At 59.8% G+C, this 21334-nt stretch carries 18 protein-coding genes; 3 read left to right on the top strand and 15 right to left on the bottom strand.

Annotated elements, in window-relative coordinates:
- Nucleotides 1-200: 200 nt before the first annotated feature.
- The 7 genes from OIS50_RS12080 to OIS50_RS12050 form a co-directional block, all read right to left on the bottom strand.
- Entirely contained in the window at nucleotides 201-1595 is a 1395-nt protein-coding gene (locus OIS50_RS12080) for a murein hydrolase activator EnvC family protein (RefSeq protein WP_264690895.1), read from the bottom strand.
- On the bottom strand, nucleotides 1573-2349 hold the full coding sequence (gene lolB1 / locus OIS50_RS12075; RefSeq protein WP_264690894.1) for a lipoprotein insertase outer membrane protein LolB1: 777 nt from the start codon (nucleotides 2347-2349) through the stop codon (nucleotides 1573-1575). The genes OIS50_RS12080 and lolB1 overlap by 23 nt, the downstream gene beginning before the upstream one ends.
- Nucleotides 2342-4123, bottom strand: a complete 1782-nt coding sequence (locus OIS50_RS12070; protein WP_264690893.1) for a tetratricopeptide repeat protein — start codon at nucleotides 4121-4123, stop codon at nucleotides 2342-2344. The genes lolB1 and OIS50_RS12070 overlap by 8 nt, the downstream gene beginning before the upstream one ends.
- A gap of 131 nt (nucleotides 4124-4254) precedes the next feature.
- Nucleotides 4255-5265, bottom strand: a complete 1011-nt coding sequence (locus OIS50_RS12065; protein WP_264690892.1) for a sugar nucleotidyltransferase — start codon at nucleotides 5263-5265, stop codon at nucleotides 4255-4257.
- 138 nt (nucleotides 5266-5403) lie between these two features.
- On the bottom strand, nucleotides 5404-5838 hold the full coding sequence (gene dut, locus OIS50_RS12060; protein ID WP_264690891.1) for a dUTP diphosphatase: 435 nt from the start codon (nucleotides 5836-5838) through the stop codon (nucleotides 5404-5406).
- A gap of 31 nt (nucleotides 5839-5869) precedes the next feature.
- On the bottom strand, nucleotides 5870-7393 hold the full coding sequence (locus OIS50_RS12055) for a lipopolysaccharide biosynthesis protein (protein ID WP_264690890.1): 1524 nt from the start codon (nucleotides 7391-7393) through the stop codon (nucleotides 5870-5872).
- Nucleotides 7394-7518: 125 nt separating this feature from the next.
- Nucleotides 7519-8307: an enoyl-CoA hydratase/isomerase family protein gene (locus OIS50_RS12050; protein ID WP_264690889.1), complete on the bottom strand. Its 789-nt coding sequence runs from the start codon at nucleotides 8305-8307 to the stop codon at nucleotides 7519-7521.
- Nucleotides 8308-8556: 249 nt separating this feature from the next.
- Here OIS50_RS12050 and mscL point away from each other — a divergent pair, with 249 nt between their 5' ends.
- Both mscL and OIS50_RS12040 read left to right on the top strand, forming a co-directional pair.
- Nucleotides 8557-8982, top strand: coding sequence for a large conductance mechanosensitive channel protein MscL (gene mscL, locus OIS50_RS12045; RefSeq protein WP_264690888.1), 426 nt, complete (start codon nucleotides 8557-8559; stop codon nucleotides 8980-8982).
- A 249-nt stretch (nucleotides 8983-9231) separates the two neighbouring features.
- Nucleotides 9232-9675, top strand: coding sequence for a hypothetical protein (locus tag OIS50_RS12040; RefSeq protein ID WP_264690887.1), 444 nt, complete (start codon nucleotides 9232-9234; stop codon nucleotides 9673-9675).
- 264 nt (nucleotides 9676-9939) lie between these two features.
- Here OIS50_RS12040 and OIS50_RS12035 read toward each other — a convergent pair whose 3' ends face one another.
- The 6 genes from OIS50_RS12035 to infB form a co-directional block, all read right to left on the bottom strand.
- Entirely contained in the window at nucleotides 9940-10452 is a 513-nt protein-coding gene (locus OIS50_RS12035; protein ID WP_264690886.1) for an OmpA family protein, read from the bottom strand.
- 78 nt (nucleotides 10453-10530) lie between these two features.
- On the bottom strand, nucleotides 10531-11157 hold the full coding sequence (locus OIS50_RS12030; RefSeq protein WP_264690885.1) for a hypothetical protein: 627 nt from the start codon (nucleotides 11155-11157) through the stop codon (nucleotides 10531-10533).
- 45 nt (nucleotides 11158-11202) lie between these two features.
- The gene (locus OIS50_RS12025) at nucleotides 11203-11976 is read right to left on the bottom strand and encodes a hypothetical protein (protein WP_264690884.1); all 774 of its coding nucleotides are present in this window, start codon (nucleotides 11974-11976) and stop codon (nucleotides 11203-11205) included.
- A gap of 293 nt (nucleotides 11977-12269) precedes the next feature.
- Nucleotides 12270-12662 (bottom strand): hypothetical protein, encoded by a 393-nt coding sequence (locus tag OIS50_RS12020; RefSeq protein ID WP_264690883.1) that lies wholly within the window; start codon nucleotides 12660-12662, stop codon nucleotides 12270-12272.
- Between the two features lie 343 nt (nucleotides 12663-13005).
- Nucleotides 13006-16005 (bottom strand): 7TM diverse intracellular signaling domain-containing protein, encoded by a 3000-nt coding sequence (locus tag OIS50_RS12015; protein ID WP_264690882.1) that lies wholly within the window; start codon nucleotides 16003-16005, stop codon nucleotides 13006-13008.
- A gap of 147 nt (nucleotides 16006-16152) precedes the next feature.
- Nucleotides 16153-18768, bottom strand: a complete 2616-nt coding sequence (gene infB, locus OIS50_RS12010) for a translation initiation factor IF-2 (RefSeq protein WP_264690881.1) — start codon at nucleotides 18766-18768, stop codon at nucleotides 16153-16155.
- Nucleotides 18769-19029: 261 nt separating this feature from the next.
- Here infB and OIS50_RS12005 point away from each other — a divergent pair, with 261 nt between their 5' ends.
- The gene (locus OIS50_RS12005) at nucleotides 19030-19350 is read left to right on the top strand and encodes a hypothetical protein (RefSeq protein ID WP_264690880.1); all 321 of its coding nucleotides are present in this window, start codon (nucleotides 19030-19032) and stop codon (nucleotides 19348-19350) included.
- 47 nt (nucleotides 19351-19397) lie between these two features.
- On the opposite strand, the gene nusA is transcribed toward OIS50_RS12005, so the two are convergent.
- Both nusA and OIS50_RS11995 read right to left on the bottom strand, forming a co-directional pair.
- Nucleotides 19398-20690: a transcription termination factor NusA gene (nusA, locus tag OIS50_RS12000; RefSeq protein WP_264690879.1), complete on the bottom strand. Its 1293-nt coding sequence runs from the start codon at nucleotides 20688-20690 to the stop codon at nucleotides 19398-19400.
- A gap of 101 nt (nucleotides 20691-20791) precedes the next feature.
- The gene (locus OIS50_RS11995; RefSeq protein ID WP_264690878.1) at nucleotides 20792-21265 is read right to left on the bottom strand and encodes a ribosome maturation factor RimP; all 474 of its coding nucleotides are present in this window, start codon (nucleotides 21263-21265) and stop codon (nucleotides 20792-20794) included.
- Nucleotides 21266-21334: the final 69 nt, after the last annotated feature.

Genomic DNA, 21334 nt, shown 5'->3' with positions numbered 1-21334 from the left:
AGTACTCAAGGAATACCCTAGGTGCTGTATCTTTCGGCTGTTATCGGGGGATTAATCTTTTGGCGACGAGCCTTCGGGCTTGCCAAGGAGGGATTAACTGATAGCTAAGTTTGTTTTCATAGCTCAGAAAGGCACCGTACGCTGTACGGTGTTTTTTTATTTCCGGGCAGCGGCAAATTGTCGGCTTTGGTGTAGCAACACTATTTGCGACCCAGCCACTGCTCGGGGTTCAGGTTGGTGCTGTTCTTCCAAACCTGAAACTGCAGTTCGGTGGTGCCGTCGGCGTTGGTCGAAACCGTGCCTATCGGCTGACGCATCTTTACCTGCTGGCCTTCGGAAACGTTAACCGAGCGCAGCTTGGCGTACACCGTGAAGTACTCGCCGTGCTGCACCATTACCACGTTGTTCATGCCGGCAATGTTGGCTACGGTCAGCACTTTGCCGTCGAAAATGGCCCGCACCGACTCGCCCGCGCCGGTCTGGATGTCAACGCCCCGGTTATCTACCGTTACGTTTTTCAGCACGGGGTGCGGGTGCCGCCCAAACGGCTGCGAGATAAAGCCCCGGGCCACCGGCCACAGCAGGCGCCCGCGGTTTTCGGCAAACGACGACGACAGCTCCGCCGTTTCGGGCGTGAGCGTAACGCGGCTGGTAGAGGTATTGGCCGCGGCATCGGCAGCCTCGGCGGCTTCGGCGGCTTCGCGGCGGGCCGTGGTGCGTTCGGCGGCGGTGGCGTCGGTTCGCTCGGCGCGTTCGGCAGCGGCTTTGGCGGCGGCGGCTTTGGCGGCGGCTCGGGCAGCGGCAGCCCGTGCGGCGCGGGCAATTTCCTCGCGTACGCGCTGGGCAATCAGGTTATCGAGCTTGCGAACAGCTTGTTGCCGCTGCGCCAGCTCTTTCTGCAGTTGTTGCTCTTTTTGGCTTAGCTGCTGCACTACCTGGTCTTGCTGCACGCGCATGGTTTGCAGGCTGCGCCGTTCGCTGAGCTGCGTGGTCAGCAGCGAGCTTTTTAGCTGGCGCTTTTCGGTAAGGCTGGTTAGCTGCTGGCTTAGCTCTTGCTGGGTGCGCAAAATGCCGCTTACCTGCTGCCGGCGGGCCTCCGCATACTGCCGTACGTAGTGCAAACGCCGCATAAACTCGTTGAACGAGTCGGCGGCGAACAGAAACATAAGCCGGTTGTACGAGTTGGCCGTTTTGGCCGACGCGTAAATCAGCTGGGCGTACTCGGCTTTCAGGCGGTCGAGCTCGGCCTTGGTAAGCTGTACGTTGGTGGTGGTTTGCTTTACGCCGGTATCAATGTAACGCAGCTCCGAGGAAGTGGATTTGATTACCTGCTGCTGCACGGTAATCTTTTCCTTCAGGGCGTTCAGCTGACCTAGGGTGCTTTGCTTTTGTTGCTTGGTTTGCTCCAGAATGCGGCTTGCTTCCTGTATGCGGCGCAGGTTATTGCGCCGCTCGCGCTCCAGCTGGGCCTTGGTTTTGGGCGGCTCGCGGCGCGCCGATCGGCGTTGCTGAGCCGGGGCTGTGGTTAGCGCAAGCAGCAGTGCTCCGCCCAGCAGCCAGGCTTGCCAACGGCTACTTACGATTTTTACGCCCATACTCGGCCGGTACGGAGAAGGGGAAGGAAAGCCGTTCTTTGTCGAGGTCCACGTTGCGGTAATTAATCATCACGGTGGCGGCCGAGCGCCCCGGCTGCTGCGCCTGCAGCATAACGCCACGCGCAAACAGCTGGCCACCCGGCTCGAGCGGCTGAAAGTCGGCGTAAGTTACATCCAAAGAGCTTTGGGTGCCGCTATCCTGCACGGTAAGCTTTTGCAGCCGGGCGCGGTTTAGCTCAATCAGCTGCTCCACCAGCAAGCCGGCTTGCTGGTAGCTTACCTTTTGCACGGGGCCCTCTTCGGTAGCCGTGAGCGGGGTTTGGATGGCGGCGGGCAAATAATCGCCGGCAAGCAGGGCCTGCAGCTGCGCAAACGTTACGGGCACGTTAAACTGGCGGCTCAGGTAGTCGAAGTTGCCGGCGTAATACGTCTTTTCCAGCTTGTTCATTACCTGCACCGAATCGGGGGTGATGCGGGCACGAACGCCCTCAATACCCAGCCACGAAGCCGATACCCAGATAACGCTGTCCTTGCGCATGCGCACGTTCAGGTTGGCCGTGTATTGCTCGCCGTTGGCGTTGATCTGCGCTTTGCCTTTGGCCGCCAGGTACGTGAACTCGAGGTTGCGGGCACGCACTTCGGGTGCCTGCGGCCGCGTAGCGGCGGTAGATTTGGTAGGAACGGCGCGGCGCTGACAAGCACCCAGGGCAAGGCTTCCGGCCAAGGCCAGCAGTAGCGGCCAGCTTCTATTCATACAGTTTTCGGTCTTTGATCTTGCGGTCGATGAGGGCGGAGGTGCCACCGGCCTTTTTAGCCTGCTGCCACCGCTCCACGGCCGCCGCCGTATCGCCTAGTTGATACAGCACATCGCCGTAGTGCTCCAATACAGTGCCATCTTTCGAGGTTTTGATGGCTTTTTCGAGGTATTGGCGCGCGCCGGCGTAGTCTTTGGATTTGTACAACACCCACGCGTAGGTGTCGAGGTAAGTGTCGTTTTCGGGGAAAAGCTTAACCAGCTTGCCCGCAAGCTCTTTGGCCCTAGGTAAGTCCTTGCCGCGCAACGACAGGAAGTAGCTGTAGTTGTTCAGGGCCTGCGCGTTGTTGGCATCGAAGGTAAGCGCTGCCTCGTAGGCTGCATCCGACTTGTCGTACTCCTTCAGCTCGTGGTAAGCGTCGCCCAGCTGCGTATCAAACTGCGCAGCCAGCTCGGGGTTGTCTGTCGTTAGTTTTTTGCCCTGCTCCAGCGCCTTTACGGCCTTTTGCGGCTGCTTGGCAAACATGTGCCCCACGCCGTTGTAAAACCAGAACACCGCCTGGTTCGGGAACAGCTCCAGCGCTTGGTTGGTGTGCCGCAGCAACGAGTCGGTTTGCGTTAGCTCGGCATCAATCAGCACCACCTGCTGCCAGATTTTGAAGTGCGAGTTATCGAGGCGCAGGGCCCGCAGGTAGTTGTCGCGCGCCAGGGCTTTTTTCTCCGACAGCAATTGCACATCGCCGGCCACCGAGTAGGCTTTGGCCTCTTTGGGGTGTACGCGCGTAGTGATGTCGGCCAGCTCCAGCGCGGTTTGTTGCACGGCCGGGTTCGGCAGCTGCTTCAGGTAGTCGACCAGGATGCGTACCTTCTGATCGATACCTAGGGCCGGGCTCTGGAAGGCCTGCTTGATCTGCTTTTCCGATTCGGCCTGGTTGCCCTGCTGGCGGTACGCATCGGCCAGAATCATGTGCGCCTGCGGGTTGTCGGGGTCCTTGCGCAGGGCCTGGTTGGCTACCCGAATAGCATCGGGCAGGCGGTTGTTGGCCGCGTACATTTCGGCTTGCGCCAGCACGTAGCGGATGTCCTCGGGGTTGGCCGAAATCAGGGCTTCGCCTTCTTTCAGGGCCTTGTCGAGATTGTTTTGCTTGAGGTAGATCTGCTGCTTTTTAAACGACACCTCGTCGAGCGTACCAAACTCCTTTTCGGCCTGATCGAAGGTGGTTAACGCCTCGTTGAGCTTGCCCTGCGCCAAATACAAGTCGGCCAGGTTGAACAGGTAGGACTTCGACTCCGGCACGTCCTGAATCAGGCGCGTGTATACCTGCGCGGCCTGGTCGTACTGCTTCTGGGTAGCGTAAATCTGGGCCAGAATCAGGTAGTAGTACGGGTTCTTCGCGTCGAGGCGCAAAGCGGCCTGTGCAAAGTTGGCGGCGTCCTTAAGGTTGCCGATCAGCAGGTTGTTTTCGGCAATCTTGTAGTTGATGGCCGCGTTGTTCGGGTCGATCTGGTACGCCTTCAGCAGCCGCTCCTGGGCCTTGGGGTAATCCTCCAGCAGCATGTACTTCACGCCGTCCACGAAGTAGGCCGCGCTCATTTCGCGGTCTTTCTCGGTAAGCTGGCTTTGCTGCTGGGCTTTGGCCGCTTCGAGGGCTGCCTGGCGCTGCATTTCCTTTTTTTCGCGGCGCGTAAGCTTGCGCGGTTTTTCGGTGCCCGCCTTGCCGGCCGCGCGCTTCTGCTGGGCATAGCCGGGCTCGGCCATGAGCAGGCCTAACACAAGAAGCAGGAGGGAAGCGGAGCGAATCATGGCAAAAGCTGCGGCAGCAGAAAACGTAAAAACAGGTGGTTTCGGGGCAAGCCGAACCTAGGAAAAGATACGGCATTTACCCCGAAACCACCCGGCTGTCGCTACAGTTTCAGGGCGTTGTAATCGCCTACGCTTAGGTCGGCGGGGGTGCCGGTGAGCGTGGCAAAGCTGCCGATCATGGAGTTGGTGATGTTGGCGTTTTGCACGGCCGCCGACTTCTGCACGATGCTGTTGACCACTACCGAGTGGCGCACCGTCGAACCATCGCCCACCGATACGTGCGGGCCGATAATGCTGTGCTCGAGCACCACGTTCTCGCCGATGTATACCGGCGGAATGAGTACGGTATTGGTGAGCTTGGCGGATTTGGCCACCGTGTCTTCGCCGGCTTCGTGCAGGTACTCGAGGTAGCGCTGGTTGGTGAACACGGTCGCGTCCTTGTTGCCGCAGTCGAGCCACTCCGTCACGCGGCCGGGGATGAACACCGCGCCTTGGTTTTTCATGTTTTCGAGGGCGTTGGTGAGCTGGTACTCACCTTTATCCTTGATGTCGTTATCGATCAGGTACTGCAGCTCGCGCTTCAGGTACTCGCCGTCGCGGAAGTAGTAAATGCCGATAATGGCTAGGTCCGACACAAACTCCTGAGGCTTCTCGATCAGTTCGGTGATGTGGCCTTGCTCGTTGAGCTTTACCACGCCGAAGGGGCGCGGGTCTTCCACGCGCTGCACCCAAATGGTGCCGTCGGCGGAAGTGTCGAGCGTGAAATCGGCTTTGAAGAGGGTATCGGCAAAGGCCACTACCACGGGGCCGCTCAGGGCCGACTGCGCGCACAAAATGGCGTGGGCAGTACCTAGGGGCTCATCCTGGTAATGAATAGAGCCTTTGGCACCTACCGATTCGGCAATCTGCACGAGGCTCTTTTCTACTTCTTCGCCGAAACGGCCCACGATAAACGCAACCTCCGTAACCTGTTGGCCTACAACCTTGGCAATGTCCTCGACGAGGCGCTGAACGATAGGTTTACCAGCAATAGGAATCAACGGCTTGGGAACGGTGAGCGTGTGCGGGCGCATGCGCTTGCCCATGCCGGCCATCGGGACGATGATTTTCATAAGGGGTGCGTTGTCAATATTTAGTTCAGGTGGCGTGTACGTAAGTTGCTACGAAACGCTGTGTAAAATTCGCTCTTGGCAAAGTAATATCTAGCGTTAGGCGAATATTTTATCATCCTACCCAACGAAACTCTGCGGCTATTTAGTACCCGTGCTGCCGTAGCCGCCTGCGCCGCGTACGGTTTCGCTCAGCTCGGTTACCTCTTGCCACTCAATGGCTTCGTAGCGTGCAAATACCAGCTGGGCAATACGTTCGCCGTCGTTTACTACAAAAGCTTCGTTCGACAGGTTTACCAGCAGCACCTTCACTTCGCCGCGGTAATCGGCATCGATGGTGCCCGGGCTGTTTACCAGGCCAATGCCGTGCTTGTAGGCCAGGCCGCTGCGAGGGCGCACCTGCGCCTCGTAGCCGGCCGGAATTTCGAGGTACAGGCCCGTCGGTATCAGCGCCCGTTGCAGCGGACCTAGGGTAACCGGCTCGGTAAGGTTGGCGCGCACATCGAGCCCGGCCGAGTGCTCGGTTTGGTAAGCGGGCAACGGGTGGTGCGAACGGTTGATGACGGCAACTTGCATGCGAAGAGAACGAAAGAAGGAAGAATAGGGCTTATACCGCTTTAACCTGCGGGCGGCGGAATGCCCGCTCGGGCCGCTCCACCAGCCACACCGTGGCCACAAAAGCGAGCGTAATCAGAAAGTGTACTACATGGGTTGTCCAAACCCCTAATGGGGGCAGGGCCCAGCTACCGGCCACCACGGCCACGGCCACCAGCAGCCACAGCAGGAGCCGGCTCATTGGATAAGGAACCGGAAAGTGCCGCTCGCCCAGCCACCAACAAACCAAGGCCATAGTAGCATAGCACACCAGGGTAGCAATGGCCGAGCCCATGTAGCCCAGCAGCGGAATAAGCGCAAAGTTTAGCGCAATGGTCAGGATAGCGCCACCAAAGCTGATGTAGGTGCCGAAGTAGGTTTTATCGGTGAGCTTAAACCACACCGACAGGTTGTAGTATACGCCCAGAAACAGGTTGGCCATCAGCAGCACCGGCACCACAGGCAAGCCCTCCAGGTACTCGGGGCTGGTAAGAAACCGCGGGGCAATCAAATCGATGTTGACGCTTACTGCCACGAAAAGAATGGTGCAGCTGATGGTAAACCATTTCAGCACCAGCGCAAAGGTGCGGGGCGAGTTTTTGTCCTCGCTTTGGGCAAAGAAAAACGGCTCGGCGGCGTACTTGAAAGCCTGAATGACCAGGCTCATCAGAATAGCAAGCTTGTAACATGCTCCGTAAATGCCCACAGCCGCCAGGCTGCTGCGCCCCGGATAGAAGCCCTCGGGCAACCAGCGCGCCAGCAGAACGCGGTCGAGTGTTTCGTTGACCATGCCGGCCAAGCCCATCAGCATGATCGGGTAGGCGTAGCGCCACAGCGGCCCTAGGTACGTAACCCCCAGGCGCGGCCGGAAATCGAGCAGCTCGCGGCCCAGCAGCAGCAGCGTAAAGGCACTGGCCGCTAAGTTGGACAGGAACACGTAGCCCACGCCAATGTTGGGGTCGTAGAGGGGGCGCAGCAGCGGCGCAAGCCCCGTTAGGTACTTGCCGGCCAGCACATCGGGGCAGAGGACCAGAAAGAACAGGTTCAGCCCTACGTTCAGCAAGATGTTGGCCATCCGGATGGAGGCAAACTTTACGGCCTTGTTTTCCAGGCGCAGCCGCGCAAACGGAATGGCCGCCACGGCATCGAGACCCAGAATCAGGGCCAGCCACACGGCGTACCGTTCGCTGCCCGGCGGAATGCCGAGCAGACGCATCAACGTGGGAGCCAGTGCTATCAGCAGGGCCGTTAGTACAACGCTGCTCAACAGGAGCAGCGTGAGCACCCGGTCGTATAAGTCGCGGCGGTCGGTGCCTGGTCGGTTGGCAAAACGCAGGTACGTCGTTTCCATGCCGTAGGTGAATACTACGTTCAGGAACGACATGTAAGCGAACAGCCCGGTAATAATGCCGAATGCCGCGGGCGCAAAGCGCCCGGTGTAAAGCGGCGTCAGCAAGAAGTTGAGCACGCGCCCCACAATGCTGCTGATGCCGTAGATGGCAGTTTGGCTGGCCAGCCGTTTTGCTAGTCCGCTCACGGGGAGGAATTAAAAATTAAAAATTAAAAATGAAGAATCAGCAGAGCGCCCGGCTGACCGCTTGGCCTAGACTGGGTGCCTGCCTGTGCTCACGTTTAATTTTTAATTCTTCATTTTTAATTGATTTACTCGCCCCGGAACGCTGCCGGGCGCTTTTCCAGGAAAGCCTGGGTGCCTTCTTTGAAGTCTTCGGAGGCAAAGCAGCGGGCAAAGGCGTTTACCTCGGTTTGGTAGCCGTGGCGCTCGGGCTCGAAGTACGCATTCACGCAGTCGATTACCTGGCCCACGGCCAGCGGGGCTTTGGTGAGGATGCGGCCCAGCAGCTGGCGGCAGAAGCCCAGCAGCTCGGCCTGCGGCACCACGTGGTTTACCAAACCCAGGCGCAGGGCCTCGTCGGCTTTCACTTGGTCAGCCGTCATCATTAGTTCCAAGGCCTTGGCTTTGCCTACCAGTTGGGTAAGGCGCTGCGTGCCGCCGTAGCCCGGAATCAGCCCTAGGTTTACTTCGGGCTGGCCGAAGCGGGCATTGTCGGAGGCGACCCGAATGTGGCAGGCCATGGCCAACTCGCAACCGCCACCTAGGGCAAAGCCGTTGACGGCCGCAATTACGGGCTTGTTGCTTTCCTCGATGGTGCAAAACACCTCTTGCCCGCGCTCGGCCGTGCGGCGGGCCAGCGGCTCGCTCAGGGCCGAAAGCTCGGCAATGTCGGCCCCGGCTACAAACGCCTTTTCGCCGGCGCCGGTCAGGATTACGCCGCGCACGGAGGGCTCGTCGAGGGCAAACTGAATGGCTTGGCCGATTTCCTCGATGGTGGCCGCGTTCAGGGCGTTGAGTTTGCTGGGGCGGTTGAGCGTGATGGTCAGAATGCCGTCGTCGGTGCGGTCGAGCGCAAGGTTTTCGAGTTCTGGAAGCATGAGGCTAGTAGGGTGGTTTGCGAAGCGTGCCGGCAAAGATAGAGACAATGCGCACCTCGGCTTTGGGGCATCAAGAAAGGAGCAGCCCCGGTTCGGAAAGCAAATCGGTGCCCCGGCCAACAGGCAAGCACAACAGCTGGCACCGCGCTGCACCTTTGTTATGCTCGCTGCACCCCTAGGAGGTAATTCGATTTCTCCTATACTTACACCCAACCGCATCAATCCCAAACACTTCTACTCCACATCACTATGGGTTTCGTTTCCGAGTTCAAAGAGTTCATCTCGAAGGGCAATGTGCTCGACCTCGCCGTTGGTGTAATCATCGGCGCTTCGTTCGGCCGTATCGTGACGTCGCTTACCGACGACATCATCATGCCGGTGCTGAGCCTGTTCACGCGCGGCATCGATTTCAAGCAGATGTTCGTGTCGCTCGACGGCAACCACTACGAAACCCTGGAGGCAGCGCAGGCCGCCAAAGCCGCCACGCTCAACTACGGCAACTTCATCAATGCCCTTATTTACTTCCTGGTCATTGCCTTTGTCATCTTTTGGGTGGTGAAGCTGGCCAACCGTTTCAAGAAGCCCGCCCCGGTGGCCGTGGTTTCGGAGCCTGCACCCACGAAAGAGGCAATTCTGCTGGCCGAAATCCGCGACGCGCTCCGGGCACGTGCCTAGCACACGCGGTTGGGCCTAGGTGCACCAAGGTAGCCGGTGCCGGGGCAGCTGCCAATGCGCAGGCCCGGCACCGGCTTTTGGTTGGCTGGGCCGGTGAGGCATTGTTTTTGCCAGAACGGCGTTACTTGCATTGGCTACGTACTGCAACGCGTTTATTGTGCCCGCCCAAGCCGGCGTGGGGCATTTTGAACTAACTTGCCTAGGGGCCCGTTGGCCCGGCGTAGCTGCCAACTTCTCGTTTCTGCTGACATGAAAAAATACATTGCCGCCGCTGCCCTGCTGGCCGCTGGTATGCTGGCCACCCCTGCCGCGCAGGCGCAAACTTCGGCTACCCCCTTCACGGGCAACGGGCCCCGCCGCGAGGCTCCGAAAAAGCGGAAGGCCTCGACTCAGGATATTGCGCGCATGCAGCAGCGCATGAGCATGAACGCTGACGATGTGAAGCGCGACCAGCAAATGGAAGTGCTGGAGGCGCGCTCGGGCGTGGGCAACAGCAGCCTCACGCGCGGCTCGTCGTCGGCGCGGCAGTACGATCGGTCTTCGGGCGCCTTTACGGTGCGCAAGTTTAAAGACAAGCGCGTGGGTGTGCGCCCACAAAAGCGCGGCCAAACGCGCCCGGCGCCGGGCATCGACCCCAAAGGCAAGCCGCTGAAGCATAAGCACCCCAAAAAGGGCTTCCTGTTCTTCAAGTAACAAGCAGCACTTAGTAAAGAAAAAGCCCCGGCGCAGCGCTCCGGGGCTTTTTGCTTCTTCGTGTCGTTTCAGAGCCACCGTTCGCCTCTGAGTCGCAGAAGAATTGACGGGTGTTGCCGGGGCAACCAAGTAAAGCCTGGGTTGAGAGAAGGAACGGGAAGGAGCCGGGATACTTTAGCCAAGTGCCAGGCCATAGCCGAGCAGCGCCGCCAGCAGCAAGCCCGCGCACCGACGGAGTACTATGTTGGGTACCGCTGCCATGGGTTACAGCTTCACGAGTTCCACGCGCTGGTTGAGCGGAGCGTACTCGTCGTCGGGTTCGGAGTAGAGGGGCTGCGAGGCCCCCAGGCCTTTGGCGGCCAGGCGGGTGCCATCGATGCCGAGTGCTACCAAAGCAGCGCGCACGGCGTCGGCGCGGCGCTGCGAGAGTTTTTGGTTGGCCGCCGCATCGCCGCCGAGCAGCGTATGGGCCTCGATGCGCACGCGGATGGCGGCGTCGCGGCGCAGCATATCGGCCAGGCCTTTCACAAAAGGCTGCGAATCGGGCAGGAGCGTGGCCGAGCCTTCTTCAAACTGAATGGTGTGCGATACGATGCGGCCGTTTTCGAGCAGCTGGGTATAATAGTCGCCGGTACGCTCGGTGATTTTGCGCTCCACGGCGGCTTCGATCTTGCGTTCGGCGGCGCGCTGCACGGCCCGCTCCAGAATGCCGTATTGGGCTTGCGACAGCGCCGGGTACAGCAGCAGCGTACCCAGAATGAGCAGAAACGATTTCATGGCGAGTAGTTGCGAAATGGATGAGGAAGTAGAATGCCGGCCCTAGGTGGCAGCGCGGCCCGGCACACAGGCCGGTGCCTAAAGGCTGGCTAAGCGGGTGAGGTTGAGCTGGCGCGCAACTTCCTTTACCAGCTTGGTATCGGGTTGCTGCGTCGACTCGACCGACACGAAAAACCGGTCGCCGACACCTAGGGCCACGGCCGCCCGGTGCTCTTGTTTTTGCAGGGTTTCGTACCCGCGCACCCCCGGCAGGCCCAGGTCGCAGCTTTGCATCAGCTGCTCGTCGCTCTCCTGCGAGCCAAGGCCCATCAGGGCCGTGGCGCCGGCGTACAGGGCATTGGCGCCGTTGTAGTCCACGAGTTGCACTTTCAGCTGCTGGTTGCCCTTGCGGTAGCGCTGCTCGCAGGTAGAGTAGCGCACGCTGCCCATGTTCACCGATGCGCCCTGCGGCTCGCCTTCGCGCACAAACCCGGCCACCTCCAGCGGCAGAAACCGTTGCAGCTCCTGGTGGCGCATCGAGAGCGTATCGCCGCGCGAAGCCCGCTCCTGGTACCGCAGCTCGGCATCAACCAACTGTTGCTCGAGTTGCTCCGTGGGGTGCTCGGCAGCTGCTTCGGGAGGGGCTTGGCTTTGATGCCCCTGGCCGCAGCTCACGAGCAGCGCGAGCAGCAAGGCATTGCCGGCAAAGGTGCGCGGAGCGTTCATGGCGGGGGGGGCAGCGGGAGGTGGAAGGGCGGATGTGGGGGCCGATCAGAATCGGGCCGTTAGTCCGAGCTTCAGGTACGACATATCGTAGCCGGCTTCGCCAAAGGCCCCCAGGTTGTCGCTGAACATGTAGCGGCCGCCTACGAAGAAGCCCGACGTGACGTAGCTACCGCCGTACTGGCGGGTGTATTCGCGGTCGAGGTAGTTATCGGAATACGACTCGACGCGCACGCCAAGGCTGATGCCGGCGTAGGTATCCAGCTTCGGCACATCGAATACGTTGTAGTGGTAGGCGCCGCGGGCCGAGACCAGGAAGTTCTTCCACGAGCCCTTGTAGTCGCCCGACTTCCAGGAGTAGGCTTTGTAGCCGATCATGCCGCCCACGCCAATCACGCCCGGCCCTAGGTTGTCGATGATGCCGCGCTCAACCGACAGGCTCAGGGCCGGGGTAGAGCGAATACCCGAAAACAGCGAGTAGCCGTAGCCCAGGCCAAACCCAACGCCCAGGTTGGCGGCCATGCTGCCCTTGCCAAACTCGTGCGCGGTGGCCGCCTGGCTTATGGTAGTAGCGGCAGCTGGCTTAGCGGCCGTTTCGGGCGCGGCTTGCGCGGCTGGCTCGGTGGCGGGGGCCACTGCGGCCGGTTTGGCCGCGGTGGCTTTGGTGGCCGCCGGCGCGGCTTTGGCGGTAGTAGCCGGCTTGGCCGCTACTGATTTGCTGGCCGTAGCAGCTGGTTTGCTGGCAGGCCGCGTTTGGCCCACGGCCGTGTTGGTTACCAGTGCCGATACAGCAATAAGGGTAGAGATGCCAAGCGTTTTCATAGGGTTATGGGGTTAGAACGGTGTGAGAAACGAGCCAGGAGCGCGGCGGCCAAAGCGGCCATCCGTCTGCGACAAAGCTACCGTGTGGCCCTACCCGGCGGCAATAGCATGATGATGTGAGCACATCCGTAACACGCGCTGATAAAACCCAGGGCTTGCCTTAGCAAATGCGCCCCGCCCCCAGGCCAATTGGCCTAGAGGCGGGGCGCACACCGAAATTGAAGTAGTTGGCTACGCGAAGCGCGAGCAACCAAGGCACCTGTTTATGTGAGGCAAACCCTAGGTGCGGCCGGCTAAAAGCCCGGCAGCAAGCGGTAGGCGAAGCGGCCGATAAAGGGCAACGGCTCCTGCAAGCCGCTCATGGCAGCCATTACGCCGAGCATGCGCATGAGGAGCGTAAGCGCAAGGCCGCCGCCCGCAACCACCAGGCTGCTCCAGCCGAAGAATGGCAGTACTACGATTTGGGCCCCGAGTATGCCCACGCTAAGCAGCAGGAGCAGCGTCATCTGGCGCAAATGAAAGGTTGCCAGCGGGCCGCGTTCGTGCCGCGAAGCCCGGTAAGCTACCAACCAGCCAAACACCGATAGGTAGCACATAATGGCCATTTTCCGGTCGAGCTGCTCGGTACTGCCGCGGTGTTCGGGCGAGCCCCCCGGCGCAATTCCCACTTCGTCGAAATCACCCAACCAACTTCCTAAGCGGCTACTAAAGCGTAACACTACATCAGCGGCCAACAACCTCTCCAAAGCAAGCATAACGGTGAGAAAAAATGATAGGGATAACTGGGCCAGCGCCTAGGTAGGCAGCTGGTGCCCGAAGCAAAGCAGCCGTTGTGCGTGGTGAGCTGGCCCTTTGCTTTCGACGGCACAAATGTGGGGGCTCAGGCTGCCAGACTGCTAATACCCATGTTTCAAATGCTGTTGCATATGTTTCATTGTATGTAAGTAGTTAATAATCAATATTTTGTATTTATACTAAAGCCCTGGGTAAACTCAACAGAAGTTGCAAAACGTGCGCAAGGCAACCACGTCAGGTGGTGGTAATTGCCTGCGCCGCGTATTCCGATGGCGACTGTTGGTACAGCTCGCGGAAGCATTTGCTGAAGTAGGAAAGGTTGGCAAACCCCACCGCCTCCGCCACTTCGGCCACGTTGCCGGCGTGGGCCTGCAGCAGCACCGCCGCCCGGCGCAACCGAACCGTGCGCACAAACTCCGAGGTGGATTGGTCGGTAAGGGCTTTCAGCTTGCGGTGCAGCTGCACACGGCTCATGGCCATTTCGTCGGCAAACCGCTCTACGCTGAACCCGGTATCGGCCATGTGTTGTTCCACCACGCCCATGGCACGGTTGAGGAACGTTTCGTCGGCTGAGGTGATGCTGATGTCGCGCGGCTGCAGCGTAACCTCGCGGCCAAAGCGCTGCCGCAACAGCCGGCGCTGCTGCACCAGGTTATGAATGCGCACGCGCAGCTCCTCCGGATGAAAAGGTTTCGTCAGGTACTCATCGGCACCCAGGCCAAAGCTGGTCAGGCGAGCTTCGTCGCCCGCCCGGGCCGTGAGCAGTATCACCGGAATATGGGAAGTGTGCTCGTCTGCGCGCAGGCGCCGGCATAGCTCAAGCCCATCCAGCTGCGGCATCATCAGATCGGAAACAACCAAGTCCGGCTCAAGGTCCTTCAGCAAGGCCAGTCCGTGAGCACCGTCGTTGGCCGTACGCACCCTAAACTCGGCGGCCAGGCACGTACGGATGTAGTCGCGTACTTCGGGGTTGTCTTCTACCACCAGCACCAACGGGCGCGCATCGGCAGGCGCCACCGGCAAGTTGGTATCGGGTTGGTCGATAAAATCGGGGAGGGGCGCGGCCAAACCGGTGGCAGATGCAGCGGCTGCGGCGCGTAGCTCGTTGGGCTGCAAGTGGGCCTTGCCCAGCGGCAGCTCCACCACAAAGGTGGTTCCCTCACCTAGGGCGCTCAGCACGCGAATGTTGCCGTGGTGGAGGGCTACCAATTCTTTTACCAGTGCCAGCCCAATGCCCGAGCCTTCGTGCCGGCGGGTGTGGGTGTCATCAACCTGATGAAACCGGTCGAAGATAAGCGGTACGTGCTCGGCGGGTATGCCCACGCCGGTATCCTGCACGCGCAGCACTGCCCGCCCGGCTTGCTGGCCCACGCTCACGAGTACCTCGCCACCGGCGGGCGTAAACTTGAATGCGTTACCAAGCAAGTTGTACAGGATTTTGTCGAACTGGTCGGCATCGAGGTACACTTCCAGGCTTTCCAGTTCTGTTTCGAAACGCAAGGCCACTCCATGCGACACCGCCAACGACTCGAACGACGATACCCCTGTTCGTACCGTGCGCACCATGTCGGCGGGCGCGGCGCCTAGGTGCATCTGGCCTGCTTCCAGCCGAGCAATATCGAGCAACTGATTGATGAGCTGCAGCAGCCGGCGGGCGTTGCGCAGCATCAGCGCGTACTCGGGCGGAGCGGGCAGCCGGGGGTGTTGTTGTGCCTCGCTGAGTAGTTGCTCCAGCGGGCTGATGATAAGGGTAAGCGGTGTGCGCAGCTCGTGCGAAATATTGGTGAAGAACTTGGTTTTGAGTTCATCAAGCTCCTGCAAGTGGTGCGACGTGCGGATGCTTTCGTGCAGCTCTTGGTAAGCATGTTGCAGCTCCGCCGCACGTTCGGCCAACTCGTGGTTGGTGCGCTCCTGCAATTCCTCCTTTTCGCGCGATAATACCAGCGCTACTTCCTGCGCACGTTGGGTTTCGCGTAGGGCGGCCAGTGCTTGGCTTTGGGCCGCTTCTTTTTGCTGCAGCGCATGCATGGCCGCCTCCTGCGCCAATTCTTTGTCGTGCTTGGCCAGGTTGATGCGGTCGGCAAAGCCAAACGACAGCAGCAACATCTCCAAGGCAGAGGCTACGTGCACGCCGTGCGCGGCCCAAAATCCGGTACGGGGCGTAATGCCCAGCAGCCCTAGGTAAAAATTGGCCACCGCCACGAGCAGGAGCGTCCAGCCAGCCATGTAGTACCTGGCTGGGCGGTAGCCGGTGCGCAACACCAGCACCCCAGCCGCCAAAAGCACTACGCACGTCCAGAGGGCGGGCAGGGCTTGCCACCAAATTGCGTGGTTGGGGTTGGCGAAGAAGCCGCTGGCCAAAGGCAGCCATGCCACCAGCAACGTAAGCTTCAGAACTTTATCAAAGCGCGGCAACAGGCGCCACGAATCCAGAAAAGCCCGAGCCGTGAGCGTGCCGAAGAAGATGGTGCAGGCCAGCACCAGGTTCTGACGCATATCCAGGGCAAAACCCGACCAGTTGTTGGGCCACACTTGCCGCCAATAACCCGTCATATCAAACTGCAGCGCGGCAAAAAAGCCTACGTAGAGCACGTACAGCAAATAGCTTCTGTCGCGGACGGACACATACAGGAGCAGGTTGTAGGCCAGCAGCGCCAGCAAAATGCCGAAATAAGGGCCCATTGCCCAGTCGGCTTCGCGGTATTGCTGTAGTAAATGCGCCTGCTCCGCCAGGGTGGGGTACACTACTTGTTGAGCCGGAGCTCTGAGGTACACCGTTACAACTTGCCCAGGTGGCAAACTCAGCCCTAGGTTAAAGTAGCGCGTACGCAGGGCATGGGTTTGCTTGTGCGGCAAGGCCGTGCTCATGCGCTGATGCTGCACTTGCCCATTGGCCGGCACCACGTACACATCCAGCCCGTCCATGTACTCCGTGTTCGTGCTCAGCACCCAGTGCGTCGCCGGATGAGCCACGGAAGTAATGTTAAAGCGCCACCACAGCTCAGTTGCGGTTGGCGCCCCGGCAGCCTGGGTAGCTGGCGCAAACCGGTTGTGCCAGCTGGCCGAGCGTACCTGAGCGAGGCTCAAGGGCTGGCTCGTGGCCAGTACAGAGCCTTGCGTGCGCAGCTGGTACACTCGCGCGGTGTCTTCCACCACCAATACACCGGGCCTAGGTGCCGCAGCGGCCCAGGTTGTCGATAAGCACAGGTATACGCCGAGTAACAGGTATTTCATTTGCTAAGCAAGTGTGGGTGGCGCACTCATAAGATACAACACACCGGGCACATAGAGTCATATAAGCGCGAAGGCGTTGCCTGTACCGCAACAAAAAACCCCAGCCGTTGCGGGCTGGGGTCTTCGGTATGGTAGTAAGCCGTTGGCTTACAGCGTACGCTTAACTTCTTTCTCCTCGAAGCCTTCGATAATGTCGCCTTCGCGTAGGTCATCGAAGTTTTTGATCGAGATACCGCATTCGTAGCCTTGGCGCACTTCCGACGCATCGTCCTTGAAGCGCTTGAGGGCCAGGATTGCTCCGGTGTGCTGCACGATGCCGTCGCGTACCACACGCACTTTGGTGTTGCGCGCGATGGTGCCGTCGGTAACCATACAGCCGGCAATCGTACCCACTTTCGTGATGTTGAACACCTGGCGTACCTCCACCGTAGCTACCGTCACCTCCTGCACCGTCGGGGCCAGCATGCCTTCCATCGCATCCTTCACCTCGTTGATGGCGTTGTAGATGATCGAGTAGAGACGGATGTCAATTTGCTCCTGCTCGGCCAGTTTGCGGGCACCCAGCGACGGGCGCACCTGGAAACCGATGATGATAGCATCCGAAGCCGAGGCCAGCAATACGTCCGATTCGGAAATGGCGCCTACACCCTTCGAGAGGATGTTTACGGCCACTTCGCCGGTCGAGAGCTTCAGCAGCGAGTCCGACAGTGCTTCCACCGAGCCGTCCACGTCGCCCTTAACAATGATGTTGAGCTCTTTGAACGAACCGATAGCCAAACGACGGCCAATCTCGTCGAGCGTAATGTGCTTTTTCGTGCGCATCGACTGCTCGCGCTGCAGCTGCAGGCGCTGGGTAGCAATTTCGCGGGCTTCGCGCTCCGTTTCCATTGCCACAACCTTGTCGCCGGCTTGCGGCGCGCCCTGCAAACCCAGGAGCTGAACCGGAGTCGAAGGACCAGCCGATTTCATCTTCTTGCCGCGGTGGTCGGTCATAGCCTTCACGCGGCCATAGTGCGGACCAGCCAACACGATGTCGCCTACGTTCAGTGTACCCGTTTGCACCAGAATGGTGGTTACGTAGCCACGGCCTTTGTCGAGCGAAGCTTCGATAACCGAGCCCACAGCCCGACGGTCGGGGTTGGCCTTCAGCTCAAGCAGTTCGGCTTCCAGCAGAACCTTCTCGAGTAGGTCGCTGATGCCAGCACCGGTTTTGGCCGATACCTCCTGCGACTGGTACTTACCACCCCATTCTTCAACCAGAATGTTGATGGCCGACAGTTCCTCGCGGACTTTGTCGGGGTTTGCACCCGGCTTATCAATCTTGTTCAGCGCAATCACGATGGGTACACCGGCAGCTTGCGCGTGGTTAATGGCTTCCTTCGTCTGCGGCATCACCGAGTCGTCGGCAGCCACCACGATGATGGCAATGTCGGTTACCTTGGCACCGCGGGCACGCATAGCGGTAAACGCTTCGTGACCAGGGGTATCGAGGAAGGTGATTTTGCGGCCCGAGTCGGTGGTTACTTCGTAAGCACCGATGTGCTGCGTGATACCACCGGCTTCGCCTTTGGCTACCTGCGCATTGCGGATGTAGTCGAGCAGCGAGGTTTTACCGTGGTCGACGTGACCCATGATGGTCACAATCGGAGCACGATCCTGCAGTGCTTCCGGATCGTCTTCGTCAACGATGGCCACATCCTGCTCGTCTTCAGCCGACAGGAATTCTACATCGTAGCCAAACTCATCGGCAATAACCGTAATGGCTTCGGCATCGAGGCGCTGGTTGATGGACACGAACATGCCCATGTTCAAGCAAACCTTGATAACGTCGTTCACCGAGGCGTTCATCAGCGAAGCCAAATCATTGGCCGAGATGAACTCGGTCAACTTCAGCGTCTTCGAGGCCAGCTCGCTTTGCTGACGGGCCAGCTCTTGCGCTTCGGCAATACCAGCGCGTTTATCGCGGCGGTACTTAGCGCGGTTTTGCTGATTGCCACCACGGCCACCGCTCAAACGAGCCAGCGTAGCCTTGATCTGGTCCTGAATCTGCTTGTCGCTCTGTTCGGGCGATACAGCAGGAGCCGGACGGTTGGGGTTGCCACCGCGGTTGTCGCGGCCGCCGGGCCCACCCGGGCGGTTGCCCTGATTGGCCGGACGCGTCGGGCGGTCGTTGCCGGTACCGCCGGGGCGGTTGCCGCCTTGTTGCTGATTGCCGCCCTGGCCGGGGCCTTGCTGCTGTCCACCGGGCGTAGTAATACGCTGGCGCTTTTTCTTATCGCCAATGCCTGCCTTGCGCACATCCGAAGAGGCTACCGGGCGGGCACCACGGTTGCCACCACCACGACGCGAAGCGTCGGTGGGCAACTCAATCTTGCCTAGCACCGTCAGGCCTTTCAGCTGATCGGCGCGAGCGATGATAGTGCCTTGCTCAGGAGTTGGCTCGGCCGGAGCCGGGGTAGGAGCGGGGGCAGCCGCTACCGGCGCAGCAGGCTTAGCTTCGGCAACCGGAGCTGCTGGCGCTGGCGCCGGAGCAACAGGCTGAGCCGGGGCTGCTGGAGCAGAAGCCGGTGCCGACGCTGCAGCCTGGGGCGCAGCTACCGGTGCCGGCGTGGCGGCAGGGGCTGGCGCAGACTTAGGCGCAACTGGCTGCTGTGCTACAGGTGCGGGTTGCGGTGCCGGTGCAGGCTTGGGAGCCGGTGCGGGCGCAGGTGCCGGAGCGGGCTGAACAGTAGTAGCTGCAGGGGCCGCAGCCGGGGCTGGCACTGGAGCAGGTTGCGCAGGCTTTGGCGGTACCGGACGCCCTTTCGCATCGAGTTCGATTTTACCCAACACCTTAAGGCCGGGTACGGGGCGGCCGTTGTCCGCGCTAGGAGCGGGAGCGGGCTGCGGGGCCGGAGCTGCGGGCTTAGCTTCTGCTGCCGGAGCGGCAGCCGGTTGCGGAGCCGGGGCAGCCGGTTCGGCTGGCTTTGGGGTCGTTACCACCTTGGCAGCTTCCTTGGCTTGGGAGGCTTGCTCAAGCTCAGTATGACGCAGCGACTGGCTTCGTTTGGTAGCCTCGGCTTTATCCTGAGCCGACGACGCAAACTCTTTGTTCAGCAGTGCAACCTGATCGGCCGACAGCTTGGTGGTGGGTTTATTTTCAACAGAAATTCCCTTCGTCGCGAGAAAATCCACAATCGTGTGGGTCCCGACGTTCAGGTCCGTGGCCGCTTGTTTCAGTCGTTTGCTTGCTGCTTCCGCCATTCTTTGGTCGCGTGCGATACTCGTAGTTTGTTGCAAAAGTACGATTTAATTATTGCCAAACGGCGGAAAACCTGCCAGTACGGACAGGCTTTCCGCCGATGATATCCGAAGCGGGTGTCGGTCGCCTACGTTGGAGGCCGGTCCGCCGGTTACGCGTTGGGTTCTGCTGCTTCGCCCTCAGCAGGCTCGGCAGCTTCGTCCTCGCCGTCGAATTCGGCCTGGATGACGCGGAAAACGTCTTCTACGTTCTCCTCTTCCAGTTCGGTACGGCGTACGATATCGGCTTTGTTCACAGCCAATACGGCACGGCCCGTGTCGAGGCCGATTTTCTTCAACTCATCGATAATCCACTGGTCAATCTCGTCGCTGAATTCCTCCAGCGCAATATCCTCTTCGTAAGAGTCGGCTTCGCGGAACACGTCGATTTCCATGCCCACAAGGCGGGAGGCCAGTTTGATGTTGGCACCGCCCCGGCCGATTGCCAGCGACACTTGGTCTGGTTTCAAGAACACCGAAACACGGCCGGTTTGTTCATTGATTTTCATCGATGAAATTTTGGCCGGCGACAACGCACGCTGAATGTACAGCTCGAGGTTGTCGGTGTAGTTGATAATGTCGATGTTCTCGTTTTCGAGTTCGCGCACCACGGCGTGAATACGCGAGCCTTTCATGCCCACGCAGGCGCCTACCGGGTCGATGCGGTCGTCGTAGCTTTCAACGGCTACTTTGGCACGCTCGCCGGGTTCGCGCACGATGTTCTTGATGGTAATCAGGCCATCGAAGATTTCGGGCACTTCCTGCTCCATGAGGCGCTCCAGGAAAGCCGGGGCCGCACGCGACAGGATAATCTTGGGAGCACCGTTGATGACATCGACGCGGTGCACCACCGCCCGAATGGTGTCGCCCTTGCGGTAGCGGTCCTTGGGGATTTGCTCCGTTTTGGGCAGGCTTAGCTCGTTTTCTTCCTGATCAAGCACCAGCGTTTCGCGGCCCCATACCTGGTACACTTCGCCGGCGATGATTTCGCCAACCATGTCCTTGTACTTCTGGTACAGGTTGTCGCGCTCCAGGTCTTTGATGCGCTGAATCAGCGTTTGGCGGGCCATAAGCACGGCACGGCGGCCAAACTCTTCCAGCTTCACCTGTTCCGATACTTCTTCGCCTACCTCAAAGTCCGGCTCGATCTTCTGGGCTTCCGACAGCGGAATTTTGTCGTGGTCCCAGATGTCCTCGGATTCGTCGTCCACGATTTCGCGGTTACGCCAAATTTCTAAGTCGCCGTTGTCGGGGTTGATGATGACGTCGAAGTTGGAGTCGTCGTTGTACTTCTTACGAATCATCGTCCGGAACACCTCTTCGAGGATGCTCATCATGGTAGGACGGTCGATGTTCTTGAACTTGGCAAACTCCGAGAACGACTCGATGAGGTTGAGCGTGTTCATATGGGTGGTGTTTGAATGCCGTACTGTTGCCGGCAGCGAGCAGGTGCCTGATACCCAGGCAAGATGCTAACTATCTGTGCAACAGTAAACCAGTCGGTAATTTACTTAAATGAGATGACGACTTTTGCCTCCTGAATGTCCGCAAACGGTACCAGCGCAGGCTCAAGAGTCTTTTTCTTGTTCTTTTCCTTTACCACCTCGCTCACCACAACGCCTTCGGCGGTGGCTTCTTCCAGGGTGCCGGTTTTTTCGGTGCCGTCGGTCATTTTCAGGCTAAGCGTGCGGCCGGTGTGGCGGGCATACTGGCGCGGGCTCACCAAGGGCTGATCGGCGCCGGGCGAAGTGACTTCCAATGAGTAGGCAGCATCTTCGCCGTAAGCTTCGTCGATCTGGCGGGTAAGACGACGCGTGATGGAGCCAAGCTCATCGATGCCGATACCTTGGTCGCCGTCGATGGTAGCCGTGATTTTCGGACGGACAGCCGTGTCGCTCACCGTCAGGCCTACCACAAAGTACTCGGGGCCGGGCAGGCTGGCCTCCAGCATTTGCTGTATGCGGGTGCGTTCGAAGCTCATGGAAAAGGGTAGTAAAAGAAAGAGGGGACTACGCGTCCCCTCCTCTGATTACGATTAACTACTGCAAAT

Origin of the sequence: Hymenobacter sp. YIM 151858-1, assembly GCF_025979705.1 — a bacterium.
Taxonomy (GTDB): Bacteria; Bacteroidota; Bacteroidia; order Cytophagales; family Hymenobacteraceae; genus Solirubrum.
This window is presented reverse-complemented; position numbering and strand designations above follow the sequence as displayed.

Coding starts and splice junctions, on each gene's coding strand:
- OIS50_RS12080 (WP_264690895.1), bottom strand. CDS start 1,595: ATGGGCGTAAAAATCGTAAGTAGCCGTTGGCAAGCCTGGCTGCTGGGC.
- lolB1 (WP_264690894.1), bottom strand. CDS start 2,349: ATGAATAGAAGCTGGCCGCTACTGCTGGCCTTGGCCGGAAGCCTTGCC.
- OIS50_RS12065 (WP_264690892.1), bottom strand. CDS start 5,265: ATGAAAATCATCGTCCCGATGGCCGGCATGGGCAAGCGCATGCGCCCG.
- dut (WP_264690891.1), bottom strand. CDS start 5,838: ATGCAAGTTGCCGTCATCAACCGTTCGCACCACCCGTTGCCCGCTTAC.
- OIS50_RS12050 (WP_264690889.1), bottom strand. CDS start 8,307: ATGCTTCCAGAACTCGAAAACCTTGCGCTCGACCGCACCGACGACGGC.
- mscL (WP_264690888.1), top strand. CDS start 8,557: ATGGGTTTCGTTTCCGAGTTCAAAGAGTTCATCTCGAAGGGCAATGTG.
- OIS50_RS12040 (WP_264690887.1), top strand. CDS start 9,232: ATGAAAAAATACATTGCCGCCGCTGCCCTGCTGGCCGCTGGTATGCTG.
- OIS50_RS12035 (WP_264690886.1), bottom strand. CDS start 10,452: ATGAAATCGTTTCTGCTCATTCTGGGTACGCTGCTGCTGTACCCGGCG.
- OIS50_RS12030 (WP_264690885.1), bottom strand. CDS start 11,157: ATGAACGCTCCGCGCACCTTTGCCGGCAATGCCTTGCTGCTCGCGCTG.
- OIS50_RS12025 (WP_264690884.1), bottom strand. CDS start 11,976: ATGAAAACGCTTGGCATCTCTACCCTTATTGCTGTATCGGCACTGGTA.
- OIS50_RS12015 (WP_264690882.1), bottom strand. CDS start 16,005: ATGAAATACCTGTTACTCGGCGTATACCTGTGCTTATCGACAACCTGG.
- OIS50_RS12005 (WP_264690880.1), top strand. CDS start 19,030: ATGACGCAGCGACTGGCTTCGTTTGGTAGCCTCGGCTTTATCCTGAGC.
- nusA (WP_264690879.1), bottom strand. CDS start 20,690: ATGAACACGCTCAACCTCATCGAGTCGTTCTCGGAGTTTGCCAAGTTC.
- OIS50_RS11995 (WP_264690878.1), bottom strand. CDS start 21,265: ATGAGCTTCGAACGCACCCGCATACAGCAAATGCTGGAGGCCAGCCTG.